The sequence below is a fragment of the Streptomyces sp. NPDC088794 genome (genome assembly GCF_044750545.1).
GTDB lineage: Bacteria > Actinomycetota > Actinomycetes > Streptomycetales > Streptomycetaceae > Streptomyces.
This window is the reverse complement of sequence record NZ_JBIVKB010000024.1, coordinates 16,178-30,947: the sequence shown is the minus strand read 5'-3', so window position 1 is coordinate 30,947 and position 14,770 is coordinate 16,178. Positions and strand designations below refer to the sequence as shown.

The 14,770-nt window shown below is 69.2% G+C and carries 14 protein-coding genes; 4 read left to right on the top strand and 10 right to left on the bottom strand.

Going from position 1 to position 14,770, the window contains the following annotated elements; all coding sequences use genetic code 11:
- Window position 1: 1 nt before the first annotated feature.
- Window positions 2-145 carry a hypothetical protein gene (locus ACIP6U_RS44335; RefSeq protein ID WP_401728782.1) on the bottom strand — a complete coding sequence of 48 codons (144 nt, stop codon included), beginning with the start codon at window positions 143-145 and terminating at the stop codon, window positions 2-4.
- On the opposite strand from ACIP6U_RS44335, the gene ACIP6U_RS44330 reads away from it, so the two are divergent.
- Together ACIP6U_RS44330 and ACIP6U_RS44325 are read left to right on the top strand one after the other, a co-directional pair.
- Complete coding sequence (locus ACIP6U_RS44330; RefSeq protein ID WP_401728780.1) at window positions 144-725, top strand: DUF6114 domain-containing protein; 582 nt, start codon at window positions 144-146, stop codon at window positions 723-725. The genes ACIP6U_RS44335 and ACIP6U_RS44330 overlap by 2 nt on opposite strands.
- On the top strand, window positions 715-2,043 hold the full coding sequence (locus tag ACIP6U_RS44325) for a hypothetical protein (protein ID WP_401728779.1): 1,329 nt from the start codon (window positions 715-717) through the stop codon (window positions 2,041-2,043). The genes ACIP6U_RS44330 and ACIP6U_RS44325 overlap by 11 nt, the downstream gene beginning before the upstream one ends.
- Before the next feature lie 107 nt (window positions 2,044-2,150).
- Here ACIP6U_RS44325 and pyk read toward each other — a convergent pair whose 3' ends face one another.
- The 3 genes from pyk to pta form a co-directional block, all read right to left on the bottom strand.
- Window positions 2,151-3,578, bottom strand: a complete 1,428-nt coding sequence (pyk, locus tag ACIP6U_RS44320; RefSeq protein WP_401728777.1) for a pyruvate kinase — start codon at window positions 3,576-3,578, stop codon at window positions 2,151-2,153.
- A 109-nt stretch (window positions 3,579-3,687) separates the two neighbouring features.
- On the bottom strand, window positions 3,688-4,896 hold the full coding sequence (locus tag ACIP6U_RS44315) for an acetate kinase (RefSeq protein WP_401728775.1): 1,209 nt from the start codon (window positions 4,894-4,896) through the stop codon (window positions 3,688-3,690).
- The gene (pta, locus tag ACIP6U_RS44310) at window positions 4,893-6,983 is read right to left on the bottom strand and encodes a phosphate acetyltransferase (RefSeq protein ID WP_401728773.1); all 2,091 of its coding nucleotides are present in this window, start codon (window positions 6,981-6,983) and stop codon (window positions 4,893-4,895) included. Before pta ends, ACIP6U_RS44315 begins: the two co-directional genes overlap by 4 nt.
- A gap of 236 nt (window positions 6,984-7,219) precedes the next feature.
- Here pta and ACIP6U_RS44305 point away from each other — a divergent pair, with 236 nt between their 5' ends.
- Window positions 7,220-8,245 carry an ATP-dependent 6-phosphofructokinase gene (locus ACIP6U_RS44305; RefSeq protein ID WP_401728771.1) on the top strand — a complete coding sequence of 342 codons (1,026 nt, stop codon included), beginning with the start codon at window positions 7,220-7,222 and terminating at the stop codon, window positions 8,243-8,245.
- Here ACIP6U_RS44305 and ACIP6U_RS44300 read toward each other — a convergent pair.
- A complete protein-coding gene (locus ACIP6U_RS44300; RefSeq protein WP_401728769.1) occupies window positions 8,242-8,973 on the bottom strand; it encodes an XRE family transcriptional regulator in 732 nt (243 codons plus the stop codon). The genes ACIP6U_RS44305 and ACIP6U_RS44300 overlap by 4 nt on opposite strands.
- A 354-nt stretch (window positions 8,974-9,327) precedes the next feature.
- Here ACIP6U_RS44300 and ACIP6U_RS44295 point away from each other — a divergent pair, with 354 nt between their 5' ends.
- Window positions 9,328-9,912, top strand: coding sequence for a 1,4-alpha-glucan branching protein (locus ACIP6U_RS44295; RefSeq protein ID WP_401728767.1), 585 nt, complete (start codon window positions 9,328-9,330; stop codon window positions 9,910-9,912).
- A 17-nt stretch (window positions 9,913-9,929) separates the two neighbouring features.
- Here ACIP6U_RS44295 and ACIP6U_RS44290 read toward each other — a convergent pair whose 3' ends face one another.
- From ACIP6U_RS44290 to ACIP6U_RS44270, 5 genes are all read right to left on the bottom strand, one after another.
- Window positions 9,930-10,286, bottom strand: a complete 357-nt coding sequence (locus ACIP6U_RS44290; protein ID WP_401728765.1) for a VOC family protein — start codon at window positions 10,284-10,286, stop codon at window positions 9,930-9,932.
- A 33-nt stretch (window positions 10,287-10,319) separates the two neighbouring features.
- The gene (locus ACIP6U_RS44285; RefSeq protein ID WP_401728764.1) at window positions 10,320-11,183 is read right to left on the bottom strand and encodes a carbohydrate ABC transporter permease; all 864 of its coding nucleotides are present in this window, start codon (window positions 11,181-11,183) and stop codon (window positions 10,320-10,322) included.
- A 5-nt stretch (window positions 11,184-11,188) separates the two neighbouring features.
- A complete protein-coding gene (locus ACIP6U_RS44280; RefSeq protein WP_401728762.1) occupies window positions 11,189-12,136 on the bottom strand; it encodes a carbohydrate ABC transporter permease in 948 nt (315 codons plus the stop codon).
- 13 nt (window positions 12,137-12,149) lie between these two features.
- Entirely contained in the window at window positions 12,150-13,547 is a 1,398-nt protein-coding gene (locus tag ACIP6U_RS44275) for an extracellular solute-binding protein (protein ID WP_401728760.1), read from the bottom strand.
- Between the two features lie 97 nt (window positions 13,548-13,644).
- The gene (locus ACIP6U_RS44270; RefSeq protein WP_401728759.1) at window positions 13,645-14,337 is read right to left on the bottom strand and encodes a response regulator; all 693 of its coding nucleotides are present in this window, start codon (window positions 14,335-14,337) and stop codon (window positions 13,645-13,647) included.
- Window positions 14,338-14,770 lie beyond the last annotated feature (433 nt).

The window sequence follows — 14,770 nt, the reverse complement described above, 5'->3', positions numbered from 1 at the left end:
CTCACTGACGGGCGGGGGAGCCGATGGCGCCCCCGCCCGTCCACTCTTCGCGGGTCTTCTTCACCGCCTGCACAACTCTCCACCACCACGCCAACACCACCAGCACCACACCACAGAAAAGCCGCACCAGGGAGCTGTTTTCCATGAGCGCCGAGACTCCTGCCGTGTCCGACGGCCAGTTCAGCCGCCGGAGGTCGCAGTTCCGCGCCTGGCGAGGCAACCGGCCGTTCTGGGCCGGCCTGTTCGTCATGATCGCCGGAGTCCCCATCGCGTACTTCCCGTACGCGAATCTGCAGATCGGTCACCTCACGTTGGCGATGGCCACCACTGCTGGTGCCGGGTCCCTGATCATCGGTGTGCTGCTTGTCGTCCTGGGTTTCAGCCTCTGGTTCCAGAAGCACGTCCGCACCTTCGCGGGCGTCGCCTCGATCCTGCTGGGGCTGGTGTCCATCCCCGTGTCCAACCTCGGCGGCTTCCTGATCGGCTTCCTGTTCGCCCTCGTCGGCGGCGCGATGGCCGTGTCGTGGGCGCCGGGCGCACCGCCCGCCGATGAGCGGGCGTACGAAGCCCCCCGGGGAACCGGAGACGCTCCCGAAGGGAACGACGACGCTCCCCAGGGGAACGACCCGGACACCACGCTCCTCAAGCCCGTGGTGGGCGAGCCGAACGATCTGTCAGGAACGAGCCCGGCCAACGGGGCGAACGGGAGGCACAGTGCCGGCTGACGAGGTGACCCACGGGACTGACGTGGAGGAGTCCCGTGTGAGAACCGGGCCGCGGCATGCGGCACCCAAGAAGCCGCTGTTCACCAGGTTCCACATGCCGGCCGGCAAGGCGATAGCCATGGCGGCGATGCCCACGGCGGTCATCGTGGGGATGGGGTTCACGTCGAGCCTCGCGCTCGCCGACAGCAACGGCTCCTCGCCGTCGCCGACCGCCAAGAGCCTGACCGCCGACGAGTACAAGGACTGCCTCGCGGCCCTTGAGGACGAGGACGCTTCGGGATCGCCGTCGCCGTCCGCGAGCGAGTCGACCGACACGGCGACGCCGAGCCCCTCGGAGACGTCTTCCTCGGACTCCGGTTCGGGCTCGGACTCCGACCCGGGCAAGACCCCTTCGTCGGATTCGGGTTCCGACGACAAGGCCACGCCCGCGCCGTCCCCGTCCAAGAGCACGAGTGACGGTTCCGGCGACTCCGGCGGCGACACCGCCACTCCGTCGCCCTCGGCGTCCGAGAGCAGCGGTGGTGGCCTGCTGGACACCATCGGCGACACGATCGGTGACATCCTCACCGGCGGCGGCTCCGACGACAGCGCCACGCCGAGCGCCACCCCGTCGGCGTCCGCGTCCCCGTCCGAGAGCGCGAGCAAGGACACCTCGTCCGACGCCGCGGGCACGGTCAAGGACACGACGGACAAGCTCACCGACACGGTGGACGACACCGTGAAGGACACGACCGACAAGGCGTCCGAGGCGGCGAAGGACACCACCGACGCCGCCAAGGAGGCGGCCGACGAGGCCACTTCGTCCGCGAGCCCGAGCCCGTCGCCGAGTTCCTCCACGGACGCGGACGACTGCCCGACCGCCACGGACGACGAGAGCGGCGTCGACAACAAGGTGCCGGTGGCGGACGACCCCTGGTACCTGAACGCCAGCTCGCTGCTCCTCAAGGGCGCCGACTACCAGGGCGTGGTCGAGGTGAAGACGGCCAACGGCACCAAGAAGAAGGTGCTGAAGTACGTCATCTCCAGCGGCACCGACATCGGCGACCTGCACCAGACGGTCAACGACGAACAGTCCGGCAAGACCTACCACGTGCAGGCGGCCAAGGGCTCGACGTCCACGATCACCGGCGGCGACACCACGATGTACACGGAGAGCATCTCCGGGAACCTGTTCGGTCTGATCCCGATCACGTTCAGCCCCGACAACCCGCCGCCGCTGAACATCCCGCTGATCTACTTCACCAACGTGAAGGTCGTCCAGGCCGCGCAGTTCGGCGGCACGCTGCACGTCCCCGGGATGCACGTCTACACCAGCTGAACATCGCCACGAGCCCGTCCGGGAGCCGCACAACACTGAGGGCGCCCCCTTCTCCAGGGGGCGCCCTCAGCGTCGTACAGGAGGCTTCAAGAGCCTTTTCGGGGGTGTCAGTTGGTGGCGCCGCCGATGTGGTGGACGCGGAGCATGTTGGTGGTGCCGGGGACGCCGGGGGGCGAGCCGGCGGTGATGATGACGATCTCGCCGGGGCTGAAGCGGTTGATCTTGGCGATCTCCTGGTCGACCATGTCGACCATCTCGTCGGTGCTGTTCACGAACGGCACGACGTGCGACTCGACGCCCCAGCTGAGCGTCAGCTGGTTGCGGGTGTTCTCGTCGGTGGTGAAGGCGATGATCGGCTGCGCGGCGCGGTAGCGGGAGAGGCGGCGCGCGGTGTCGCCGGACTGCGTGAAGGCCACCAGGCCCCGGCCGCCCAGGAAGTCCGCGATCTCGCACGCGGCACGCGCGACCGAACCGCTCTGCGTGCGGGGCTTCTTGCCGGGGACCAGGGGCTGCAGGCCCTTGCTCATCAGCTCCTGCTCGGCCGCCACGACGATCTTCGACATCGTCTTGACCGTCTCGATCGGGTACGCGCCCACGCTCGACTCGGCGGACAGCATGACCGCGTCCGCGCCGTCCAGGATCGCGTTGGCCACGTCGGAGGCCTCGGCGCGGGTGGGGCGGGAGTTGGTGATCATCGACTCCATCATCTGGGTCGCCACGATCACCGGCTTGGCGTTGCGGCGGCACAGCTCGATGAGCCGCTTCTGCACCATCGGGACCTTCTCGAGCGGGTACTCGACGGCCAGGTCGCCACGGGCGACCATCACGCCGTCGAACGCCATCACGACGTCCTCCATGTTGTCGACCGCCTGCGGCTTCTCCACCTTGGCGATGACGGGGACGCGACGGCCCTCCTCGTCCATGACCTTGTGGACGTCGGCGACGTCCTTGGCGTCCCGGACGAAGGACAGCGCGACCATGTCGCAGCCCATGCGCAGTGCGAAGCGCAGGTCATCGACGTCCTTCTCGGACAGCGCCGGCACGTTCACGGCCGTGCCCGGGAGGTTGATGCCCTTGTGGTCGGAGACGACGCCGCCCTCGATGACGATCGTCTTGACCCGCGAGCCCTCGACGTCGAGGACCTTCAGCTCGACGTTGCCGTCGTTGATGAGGATCTGGTCGCCGCGCGAGACGTCGCCCGGCAGGCCCTTGTAGGTCGTGCCGCAGATGTGCTTGTCGCCCGGCACGTCCTCGGTCGTGATGACGAACTCGTCGCCGCGCTCCAGCTCCACCGGGCCCTCGGCGAAGGTCTCCAGGCGGATCTTGGGGCCCTGGAGGTCGGCGAGGACACCGATGGCCCGGCCGGTCTCCTTGGCGGCGGCACGGACCCGGTCGTACCGGCCCTGGTGCTCGGCGTGGGTGCCGTGGCTGAAGTTGAACCGGGCCACGTTCATTCCGGCCTCGATCATCGAGACCAGCATTTCGTGGGAGTCGACCGCGGGGCCGAGAGTACAGACGATTTTCGAACGGCGCATGGGACGATCCTATCGGTTTGTTTCGCTACGGAATATTCCGTCTGGCGGAAGAAACAAATGGGCGGGGCCTTGCTCAATTGCGAGGTCGGGCTCAATTGCCGGTTACCGCTCAGTCGCCCTGTCTCACCAGTGCGTAGGTCTGCGTCGCGATTTCCAGTTCTTCGTCGGTCGGCACCACGGCGACCTTCACCCGTGCGTCCTCGGGCGAGATCAGCCGCGGCTGGTCACTGCGTACGGCGTTCAGCGCGCTGTCCACCGCCGGGCCCAGGGTCTCCAGGCCCGCGACGGCCGCCTCGCGCACCGGCGCCGCGTTCTCGCCGACTCCGGCCGTGAACGCGATCGCGTCCACCGTACCGAGCACGGCGCAATAGGCGCCTATGTACTTCTTGAGGCGGTGAATGTAGATGTCGAAGGCGAGCTGTGCCCGCTCGTCGCCCTCGTCGATCCGGCGGCGTATCTCCCGCATGTCGTTGTCGCCGCACAGGCCGACGAGCCCGCTCTTCTTGTTGAGAAGAGTGTCGATTTCATCGATGGACATTCCGCCAACACGCGCCAAATGGAAGATGACGGCCGGATCGATGTCCCCCGAGCGCGTCCCCATCACGAGTCCCTCCAAAGGCGTCAGCCCCATGGAGGTGTCCACGCACTTCCCGCCCCGCACGGCGGACGCGGACGCGCCGTTGCCGAGGTGCAGCACGATCACGTTGACGTCCTCGGGCGCCTTGCCGAGCAGTTTCGCCGTCGCCCGGGAGACGTACGCGTGCGAGGTGCCGTGGAAGCCGTAGCGCCGGACGCGGTACGCGTCGGCGGTCGCCGCGTCGATCGCGTAGCGCGCGGCCGACTCCGGCATCGTGGTGTGGAACGCGGTGTCGAAGACGGCGACCTGGGGCAGGTCGGGGCGCAGTGCCGTCGCCGTGCGGATGCCGATGAGGTTGGCGGGGTTGTGCAGCGGCGCGAGGGGGATCAGCCGCTCGATCTCGGCGAGCACGGTCGCGTCGATGACCGTCGGCTCGGTGAAGGTCCGGCCGCCGTGCACCACCCGGTGCCCGATGGCGACCAACTCCGGTGAGTCCAGCCCGAATCCGTCCCTCGCCAGTTCCTCCGACACGGCCTTCAGGGCGGCCTCGTGATCGGCGATCGGCCCGGTCCACTCCCGTTCGGCGCCGCCGGCGAGGTGCGTGTGCTTCAGCCGCGCGTTCTCCTCGCCGATCCGCTCGACCAGCCCCGCGGCCAGCCGGTCGCCGTCGCCCATGTCGAGCAGCTGGTACTTCACCGACGAGGAGCCGGAGTTGAGGACGAGGACGCGGGACGGGCTCACTGGGCGGTTGCCTTCTCGTTCGGGTTCTGGGCCTGGATCGCCGTGATGGCGACGGTGTTGACGATGTCCTGGACGAGCGCGCCCCGGGACAGGTCGTTGACCGGCTTGCGCAGCCCCTGGAGCACCGGTCCGACGGCGATCGCGCCGGCCGAACGCTGCACGGCCTTGTAGGTGTTGTTGCCGGTGTTGAGGTCAGGGAAGATCAACACGCTTGCCTGACCGGCGACTTCGGATTCCGGCAGCTTGGTCGCGGCGACGGTCGGCTCGACGGCGGCGTCGTACTGGATCGGTCCCTCGATCCGCAGATCCGGGCGCCGCTCGCGCACCAGCTCGGTGGCCTCCCGCACCTTGTCGACGTCGGCGCCCGAGCCGGACGTACCGGTCGAGTACGACAGCATCGCGATCCTCGGCTCCACCCCGAACTGCTCGGCGGTGGCCGCCGACTGGATGGCGATGTCGGCCAACTGCTCGGCGTTCGGGTCCGGGTTCACGGCGCAGTCGCCGTACACCAGCACCTTGTCGGCGAGGCACATGAAGAAGACCGACGAGACGATGTCCGCGTCCGGCTTGGTCTTGATGATCTCGAAGGCGGGGCGGATGGTCGCGGCCGTGGAGTGCACGGATCCCGAGACCATGCCGTCCGCGTAGCCCTCCTGGACCATCAGGGTGCCGAAGTAGTTCACGTCCGAGACGACGTCGTAGGCGAGCTCGACGGTGACGCCCCGGTGGGCGCGGAAGCGGGCGTACTTCTCGGCGAAGGAGTCGCGCAGCTCGCTGGTGGCCGGGTCGATCAACTGGGTGTCGCCCAGGTCGATGCCGAGGTCGGCGGCGCGCTTGCGGATCTGGTCGAGCGGGCCGAGCAGCGTGAGGTCGCAGACCCCGCGGCGCAGCAGCACCTCGGCCGCGTGCAGGACGCGCGGCTCGGTGCCCTCGGGCAGCACGACCCGGCGCAGGTCGGAGCGGGCCTGGTCGAGCAGCTTGTGCTCGAACATCATCGGCGTGACCCGGTCGCTGCTCGGGGCGGAGACGCGGCGGGTGAGGTCGGTGTTGTCGACGTACCGCTCGAAGAGGCCGAGCGCGGTCTCCGCCTTCCTGGGCGTGGCCGCGTTCAACTTCCCCTCCAGGGAGAAGAGTTCGGTGGCCGTGGTGAAGCTGTTGCCGGCCACCGAGAGCACCGGGGTGCCCGGGGCGAGGCGGGCGGCGAGGGTGAGGACCTCGTCGGTCGGCACCTCGTTCAGGGTGAGCAGGACGCCGGCTATCGGCGGGGTGCCGGCGCTGTGCGCGGCGAGCGAGCCGACGACCAGGTCGGCGCGGTCGCCCGGGGTGACGACCAGACAGCCCGGGGTCAGGGCGCCCAGGAAGTTCGGCAGCATCGCGCCGCCGAAGACGAAGTCCAGTACGTCCCGGGCGAGCCCCGACTCGTCGCCGAGCAGCACCTTCGCGCCGAGGGCCTGGCCGATCTGGGAGACCGTCGGGGCGGCGAGCGCGGGTTCGTCGGGCAGGACGTAACACGGCACCGGCAGCCGGGAGTCCAGGCTCGCGGCGATCTCGTCCCGGTCCTGTCTGGCCACCCGGTTGGTCACCATGGCCAGGACGTCGCAGCCCAGGCTCGCGTAGGCCCGGTAGGCGTTGCGCGTCTCGGCGAGCACGGACTCGGCGTTCTGCTTGCGGCCGCCCACCACGGGGATCACGGACGCCCCGAACTCGTTGGCGAGGCGGGCGTTGAGGGAGAGCTCGTCCGGGAGCTGCGTGTCGGCGAAGTCGGTGCCGAGGACGAGGACGACGTCGTAGTCGCGGGCGACGGCGTGGAACCGGTCGACGAGGGTCGACACCAGTTCGTCGGTGCCCTGCTCGGCCTGGCGGGCGGACGCCTCGTGGTAGTCCATGCCGTAGACCGTGGTCGGGTCCTGGGAGAGCCGGTAGCGGGCGCGCAGTAGCTCGAACAGGCGGTCCGGGATGTGGTGGACGAGCGGCCGGAACACCCCGACCCGGTCGACCTGCCGGGTCAGGAGCTCCATCACTCCCAGCTCGACGACCTGGCGGCCGTCGCCGCGGTCGATCCCGGTCACGTACACGCTGCGGGTCACGCGTGCTCTCCGTTCGGTCTTTCGTGGGGCACAAAAATCGCCCACCGAGGTGAGCAGAACCTTCTTGACGGTACCCGTAACGGGGGATAAGGCGCCCGTCGGACCTCCGGGCCCGTCCGGACAACCCGATAGGGCCAATCGGGTCATACATACCAGAAGCGACATCGTCCTGCCGGGCATGAAAGAATCGGACCGGCTCACCGGTATCGACGACACCGAGCAGGAGACACAGCACGATGCGCATCGGAGTTCTCACCGCAGGCGGCGACTGCCCCGGCCTGAACGCCGTGATCCGGTCGGTCGTGCACCGAGCGGTCGACAACTACGGCGACGAGGTCATCGGCTTCGAGGACGGTTTCGGCGGTCTCCTCGACGGGCGCTACCGCCCGCTCGATCTCGACGCGGTCAGCGGCATCCTGGCCCGCGGCGGCACGATCCTCGGCTCCTCCCGACTGGAGCGCGACCGGCTCCGCGAGGCCTGCGAGAACGTGCCCGACATCGCGCGCCAGTTCGGTATCGACGCACTGATCCCGATCGGCGGCGAGGGCACGCTGACCGCGGCCCGCATGCTGAGCGACGCGGGCCTGCCGGTGGTCGGTGTCCCCAAGACGATCGACAACGACATCTCGGCGACGGACCGCACCTTCGGCTTCGACACCGCGGTCGGCGTCGCCACGGAGGCGATGGACCGCCTCAAGACGACCGCCGAGTCCCATCAGCGCGTGATGGTCGTCGAGGTCATGGGCCGGCACGCCGGCTGGATCGCCCTGGAGTCCGGCATGGCGGCCGGCGCCCACGGCATCTGCCTGCCCGAGCGCCCCTTCGACCCGGCCGACCTGGTCAAGATGGTCGAGGAGCGCTTCGCCCGCGGCAAGAAGTTCGCGGTGGTCTGCGTGGCCGAGGGCGCGCACCCTGCCGAGGGCTCCATGGACTACGGCAAGGGCGACATCGACCAGTTCGGCCACGAGCGCTTCCAGGGCATCGGTACGGCGCTCGCGTACGAGCTGGAGCGCCGCCTCGGCAAGGAGGCCAAGCCGGTCATCCTGGGCCATGTGCAGCGCGGCGGCGTCCCCACGGCCTACGACCGCGTCCTCGCCACCCGCTTCGGCTGGCACGCCGTGGAGGCGGCGCACCGGGGCGACTTCGGCAAGATGACGGCACTGCGCGGGACGGACATCGAGATGGTGCCGCTCGCGGAGGCGGTGACCGAGCTGAAGACGGTGCCGAAGGATCGGATGGACGAGGCGGAGTCGGTGTTCTAGGAACTGTTGTCCTGGACCGCGGCCCAGAAGTGGTCGACGATCCGGTCCAGGTAGGCGCGGCCGGAGTCGAGTGCCGTGCCGGCCGAAGCGCCCTCTCCCCAGTTCAGCGAGGCGACCATCTGCCCCTGGTAGTCCTGGTGGAGCTCCTGGAGGACGTCCTCCAGGAGGCGCCGGTCCAGCGGCACCAGCTTGGTCACCTGCCGGACGTACGCCTGCCAGCGGGTGGTCGCGGCACTGCGGAGCAGCTCGGCGAGCCTGGTCTCACGGCCGGTGACCGCGACGAAGTCCGGGATCGAGAGGTCGAGCACCTCGGCGAGCGCGGCGGACTGACGGTCGCCGCCGCGCCAGGTGTTCTCCTCCTCCATCTGGAGATACGCCCGCAGTTCGAGCCCGACGGCCCGCGCCACGTCCTCCGGGGCGAGCGCCCGGGCGATCCGGTGCTCGCCCAACGTCCGTGGTCTCCCGATGAGTTCACCGAGGGAACACCACAACACGCCCGAGAGAGCGGTGAGTTCGGGACTGCTGGGCGCGGTCAGCCCCCGCTCCCAGGCGACGACGAGATCCGGGGTGACGTAGGGCAGCCCGTACGAGGTACGCAGCCCGTAGGCGACATGCTCGGGCCCCATGTTCAGCGCGGACCGCAGCCGGCGGGCGGCGGGGGCGTTGAAGGGTGGGGCCGAGGAGCTTGGCTGATTCGGCGGGTTCGGGTGGGCCGGGGGTTGGTGCACGGGGCACAAAATAGGGGTCCCTGGGTGCGGTGACTACGGTCCGTTCGGCCAGGAATACGGATTGTAGGAACGTACGGATCCGGCCAGAGAGGGGTCGGGCCGGGCAGTGGCGGCTCAGGGCGGGCGGCGATGAATATGCCGATCTACCTTGCCTTTTGCGTTTGACGGCCGTGCGGGGCGGGGTCGGATTCGAAGGCGTGTGCGTCAAGACAGAGCTGACGTGTGGGGGTTTGGGGGTGCTGCGGGGGCGGCGCAATCCAGACGGGTGGTTGACGAATCAACCGCTGAGACGCAGCCTATTCGACCACGTTCCGTCGGAGGACGGGGCCCGGAACCGCGTGCGAGGGAGTTCGTATGGCCGTGATCCACCAGACCACCATGGTGCCGACCAAACTGGAGCTGCTGACCGACTGGCTGCCCAGGCAGAGTTGGTATGTGGGTGGCGCGGAGGCACCCGAGTTGGTCAAGGCCGGTGGGTTTCGGTTGGACGATCCGGAGGGGGCCGTCGGGATCGAGTTCATGGTCGTCGTCGACTCGGCCGGGCAGGAGCCGGTGGCCTACCTCGTGCCGATGGGCTATCGCGGCACGGCACTTGAGGGTGCCCCGGGTGAGGCGTTCATCGGGACCTCCGAGCACGGGGTGCTCGGCACGCGGTGGATCTACGACGGTGTGCACGATCCGGTCGTGATGGCGCAGTTGGGGGCCCTGCTGCGCGGTGAGGCGGTGCCGCAGCAGCAGAGCCGGAGTCATGCTCCTGATCCGACCGTTGTCGTCGACGGGATCGGTGCCGGGCCCGGTGACCCGCTCGATGTTCGGGTCAACCGCGTACTGCGCTCGGCCGAGGCCCCGCAGGGCTCGTCCGGGCGGCTCGTCGCCGGGTGGAACTGGCCGGACGGGACGCCGGCGCGGGGCGTACTCGCTGCCTTGGCACCGCAGTAGGGCCCCTGCCCCCCCGGTCAATCGGCCGGCTGCCACAGCTCCAGTCGGTTGCCCTCGGGATCCGTGACCCAGCCGAAGCGGCCCACGCCCTCCATGTCCTGTGTCTCGTCGGAGACGTCCGCGCCCTTGGCACGCAGCTGCGTGAGCATCGCGTCCAGGTCGCGGACCCGGAAGTTGAGCATGGTCTGCTGGGTGGGGGAGCCGAAGTAGTCGGTCTTGGGCTCGAAGGCCGCGAAGACCGTCGGGCCGGGGTCCTGGTGCCAGAGGCCGTGTTCGTCGGTGTCCAGGCCGAGGCAGTCGCGATACCAGGCGGTCAGAGCCTCCGGGTCCGTGGCCCGCAGGAAGTAGCCGCCGATTCCGAGTACACGTTCCATGGCGCCATCCTGCCCCAGGCCGGGCGGGTTCGCTCAGCCCTTGACGGCACCCCCCAGCGCGAAGCCGCCGCCCAGCCGTCGGGCGATCAGCACGTACAGCAGGATCACCGGCGTCGAGTAGACGACCGAGAACGCGGCCAGCTGCCCGTACGCCACCATTCCGCGGTTGCCGAAGAACTCGTTGATGCTCACGCTCGCCGGCATCTGGTCCGGGGTGAGCAGGAGCATGAAGGGGACGAAGAAGTTTCCCCACATCATGACGAAGGAGAAGATCGTCACGACCGCCACGCCGGGGCCCATGAGGGGCAGGACGATGCGGATCAGGGACTGGAAGGCGGAGGCGCCGTCCGTCCAGGCCGCCTCCTCCAACTCCTTCGGGACGCCGTCCATGAAGTTCTTCATCAGCCAGATGGCGAACGGGAGTTGGGAGGCGGCGAAGAAGAGGATCGTGCCCTGCATGGTGTCGATCAGGTTCACCTGCACGAAGAGCGCGTAGACCGGGACCATGATCGCCGTGATCGGCAGGCTCGTGGTGAACAGGATCGTCAGCAGGAACGGGCGGTTCAGGCGGGACTTGAAGCGGGACAGGGGGTAGGCGGCCAGGGCCGCGCAGACCACCGTCAGCAGGGTCGCGCCGCCGCACAGGATGAGGCTGTTGAGCAGCGGCGTGAAGGTGATGTCCTGCGTGAGGATCGCGTCGAAGTTGCCGAAGGTGAGGCCGTCGGGGGCCTTCACCCTGAGGTTCGCGTGCGGGTCGACCGAGGACAGGACGACCCAGATCAGCGGCAGCGCGAACGCGGCGGCGGCCACCAGGAGCCCCACGTCCGCGGCCAGCCGCCGGGTTGTCCTGCGGTCGGCCAGGCGGGAGGAGCGGGGGAGTGTCCTTGAGAGTGCCATGGATGTCAGACCTCCGTCCGCAGCAGTCGTACGTAGACGAGCGAGAACAGCGCGCCGACCACCAGCAGCAGCAACGCCACCGCCGTGCCGTAGCCGATCATGCTGTTCTGGAAGGCCTGTTCGTACATGAACAGGGGGAGCGTCTGGCTCTTGTCGCCCGGGCCGCCCCTCGTCATCACCCAGATCAGTCCGAAGACCGACAGGGTCTGGAGGGTGTTGAGCATCAGGTTCGTGCCGATGGAGCGGCGGATCATCGGGAGCGTGATGTGCCACATGCGGCGCCAGCCGCCCGCGCCGTCGACCTCGGCCGCCTCGGTGATCTCCTTCGGGATCTCGTTGAGCGCGGCCGTGTAGACCAGCATCGAGAAGGCCGTGCCGCGCCAGACGTTGGCGAAGGACACCGCGAGGATCGGGAGGGTGAACAGCCAGTTCTGGGACGGGAGATGGAGCCAGTCCAGGATGGCGTTCAGAGTGCCCTCGCGCCGGAAGAAGGCGTAAAGGAGGAAGCCCGCCACGACTTCGGGCAGGACCCACGCCGTGATCACGATCCCGCCGACGAGCGTGCGGATCGGCTTCGACGCGCGCTGCATGAGGGTGGCGAGCGCCAGGCCGAGCGTGTTCTGCCCGATCAGCGAGGACAGGACCGTGAACACCAGCGTCAGCCATACGGCGTTGAGGAACTCCTCGTCCTGGAAGGCCGCGCGGAAGTTCGCGAGGCCGACGAAGGAGGAGTGGGCCTGGCCGGTCAACTGGAGGTCGGTGAAGGCGATGTAGGCGCAGTAGCCGATCGGTCCCGCGAGGAAGAGCAGCAGGAGGATCACGGCGGGGGAGAGGGGGAGGAAGCGGGCCAGGGTGCGCGTGCGCGGGCGGCGCTGCGGGTCGGGTGTGCGGGGCGCCGGGCCCGGGGGGACTTTCGTCACGCCCGGGCCCGCCTGCTGCGGTGCGGTGGTCATCGGCGGTCGCCGCTCACTTCTCGATCACCTGGTTGTCGGTGGCCGACTTGAGATCGTCGTCGTACGAACTCGCCGCCTTCTCCACCGACGAGTCACCCGTCGTCACGGCCTCCATCGCCTCCTGGACCGCCGTGGAGACCTTCGGGTACGCGGGGTACGCCGGGCGGTAGTGCGTGCTCGCCACCAGGTCCGTGAAGAACTTGATGCCGGGCTGCGCGGTGGCGTACGAGGGGTCGCTCGCGACGTCCTTGCGGACCGCGATACCGGAGTTGGCGATGTACCACTTCTGCGCGTTCGCCTTGGTCTGCATGGTCTTGACGAAGTCGAAGGCGAGGTCGGGGTTCCCGGCCTTGGCCGGGACCGACCAGGTCCAGCCGCCGGACATGCTCACCTTGCCGGGCGCCTGGCCGTGCTGGGTGGGCATCGCGGCGAGGCCCAGCTTCTCGGACCACTCGGGCCATTCGTGCCCGCTGCCCGGCAGCCAGTCCTGCGGCAGCCACGAGCCGTCGAGGTCGATGCCGAGCTTGCCCTTGGGCAGCAGTTCACCGCGGACCTGGGTGCCGAAGTTGGGGTCGAGGGCGTCGGAGACGTCCGGGCCCAGCTTCTCCTTGAAGACCGTCTCGACGAACTGAAGGGAGTCCTTGAACCCCTGGCTGCCGGCCACCCACTTCTTCGTCGCCTTGTCGTACAGCGGGTCCGTCTTGCCGTCGTTCGTGCCGTACAGCAGCATCTCGAAGGTCTGCATGGTGGACGCCTCGCCGGCCGGCTTGCCGGTGTAGACGTTGAGCGGGGTGACCCCGGGGACCTTCTCCTTGATCGTGCGGGCCGCGGCGAGCACGTCGTCCCACGTCTTGGGCTGCCAGGTCGCGGGCAGGCCCGCCTTCTTGAAGATGGCCTTGTCGTACCAGAGGCCCCGGGTGTCGGTGCCGTCCGGGACGCCGTACGTCTTGCCGTCCTCGCCCTGCGCGGCGGCCTTCGCGGTGTCGATGAACTGGTTCCAGTCCGGCCACTTGGCGAGGTAGCTGTCGAGCGGCTTCAGGTATCCGCTGGTGATGTCCGAGTTGATGAGGAAGGTGTCCTCGTAGACCAGGTCGGGGGCGGTCTTGGGGGAGCGGAGCATCTGCTGGAGCTTGGTGTAGTACTCCGAGTCCGGGGCCTTGATCGGGACGAGTTCGACCTTCTTGCCGGGGTTCTCCTTCTCGAACTGCTTCTTGATGTCCCCGAGGAAGTCGTCCATCACATGGATCGAGTTGTCGGTGGACTGTTTGAAGGAGATCTTCACGGTGTCCGGGTCGCTCCCGGACCCGCTGCCACAGGCGGTGAGGCCGGTGGCGGCGACGGCGAGCGTGAGAAGAACGGTGAGCTGGGGGCGGACGGCGGTGGGGCGCACGGGACGACCTCCTACGGGCATGACTACGTTGTCGGCCGAGTTGGTTGCCCGCGAACGTAAGAGGAATGGTCTAGTCAGGTCAATGACCGTGCGGGTCACGTCTTGGTCGACGAGGGTTCTAACGCGTACGAACCCACCGATAAACCAGCTCGGGCCTTCCCACCTGGCCATACAACGGACTGCGGCCTGCCCGCCCGGCCTCCACCAGGTGCTCCAGGTACCGTCTGGCGGTGATCCGCGAGATCCCCACCGCCACGGCGACGCCCGCCGCGGTGAGCCCCTCCTCGGCCTCCCGCAGCGCCCCGGTCACCCGCTCCAGGGTCGGCCCGCTCAGCCCCTTCGGCAGCGCGGCCGGTGAGGGCGCCCGCAGGGTCGCCAGCGCCCGGTCCACCTCGTCCTGTCCGCTCGCCTCGCCCGCGGCCCCCCGGAACTCCGCGTACCGCACGAGCCGGTCCCGCAGGGTCGCGAAGGTGAACGGTTTCAGCACGTACTGCACGACCCCCAGCGAGACCCCCTCCCGCACCACGGTCAGGTCCCGTGCCGAGGTCACCGCTATCACGTCCGCGTGATGGCCGGCGGCCCGCAGCGACCGCGCGAACTGGAGCCCGTGCACATCGGGCAGGTGCAGGTCGAGCAGGAGCAGATCCACCGGCGTACGGTCCAGCAGGCGCCGCGCCTCCGCGCCGGTGTGCGCCTTGCCGACCGCCGCGAAGCCCGGCACCCGCCCGACGTACATGACATGCGCGTCCGCGGCCACCGGGTCGTCCTCGACGACCAGCACGCGGATCGGGTCGGCGGCGGCGCCCGTCATGCCACGCCTCCCGGCCCACGCGAGGCCCGCACCGACGGGGATGCCGAGGGCGTACCTTCTCGGGGCGCGGTCGCCGGGGTCACGATCGCCCGGTCGGCGGCTCCTCGGACGGGGGCTCCTCGGACGGGGGCTTCCTGAGGTGCGGTCTCCTCGGGCCCGGTCTGCGGGGCAGCGGGGTGAGGGTCTGTGGTCTTCGTGGCTGCGGGTTTCCACGCTGTGGCCTCGGAGGCCGCAGTTTCCGGGTCTGTGTGTTTCCGAGGCGTGGTCGGTCCCGTGATCTCCTGGGCTGGGGCTTTCCGGCCCACGGTCTCCGGCGCCTCGGCCTTCGGGGCCACGGTCTCCGGGGTCGAGGTCTCCCGTGCCACGGTCTCCGACGCCGTGGTCTCCGGGCTCGCGGTGTCCCGCGCCGTGGTCTCCGTGCTTGCGGTCTCCT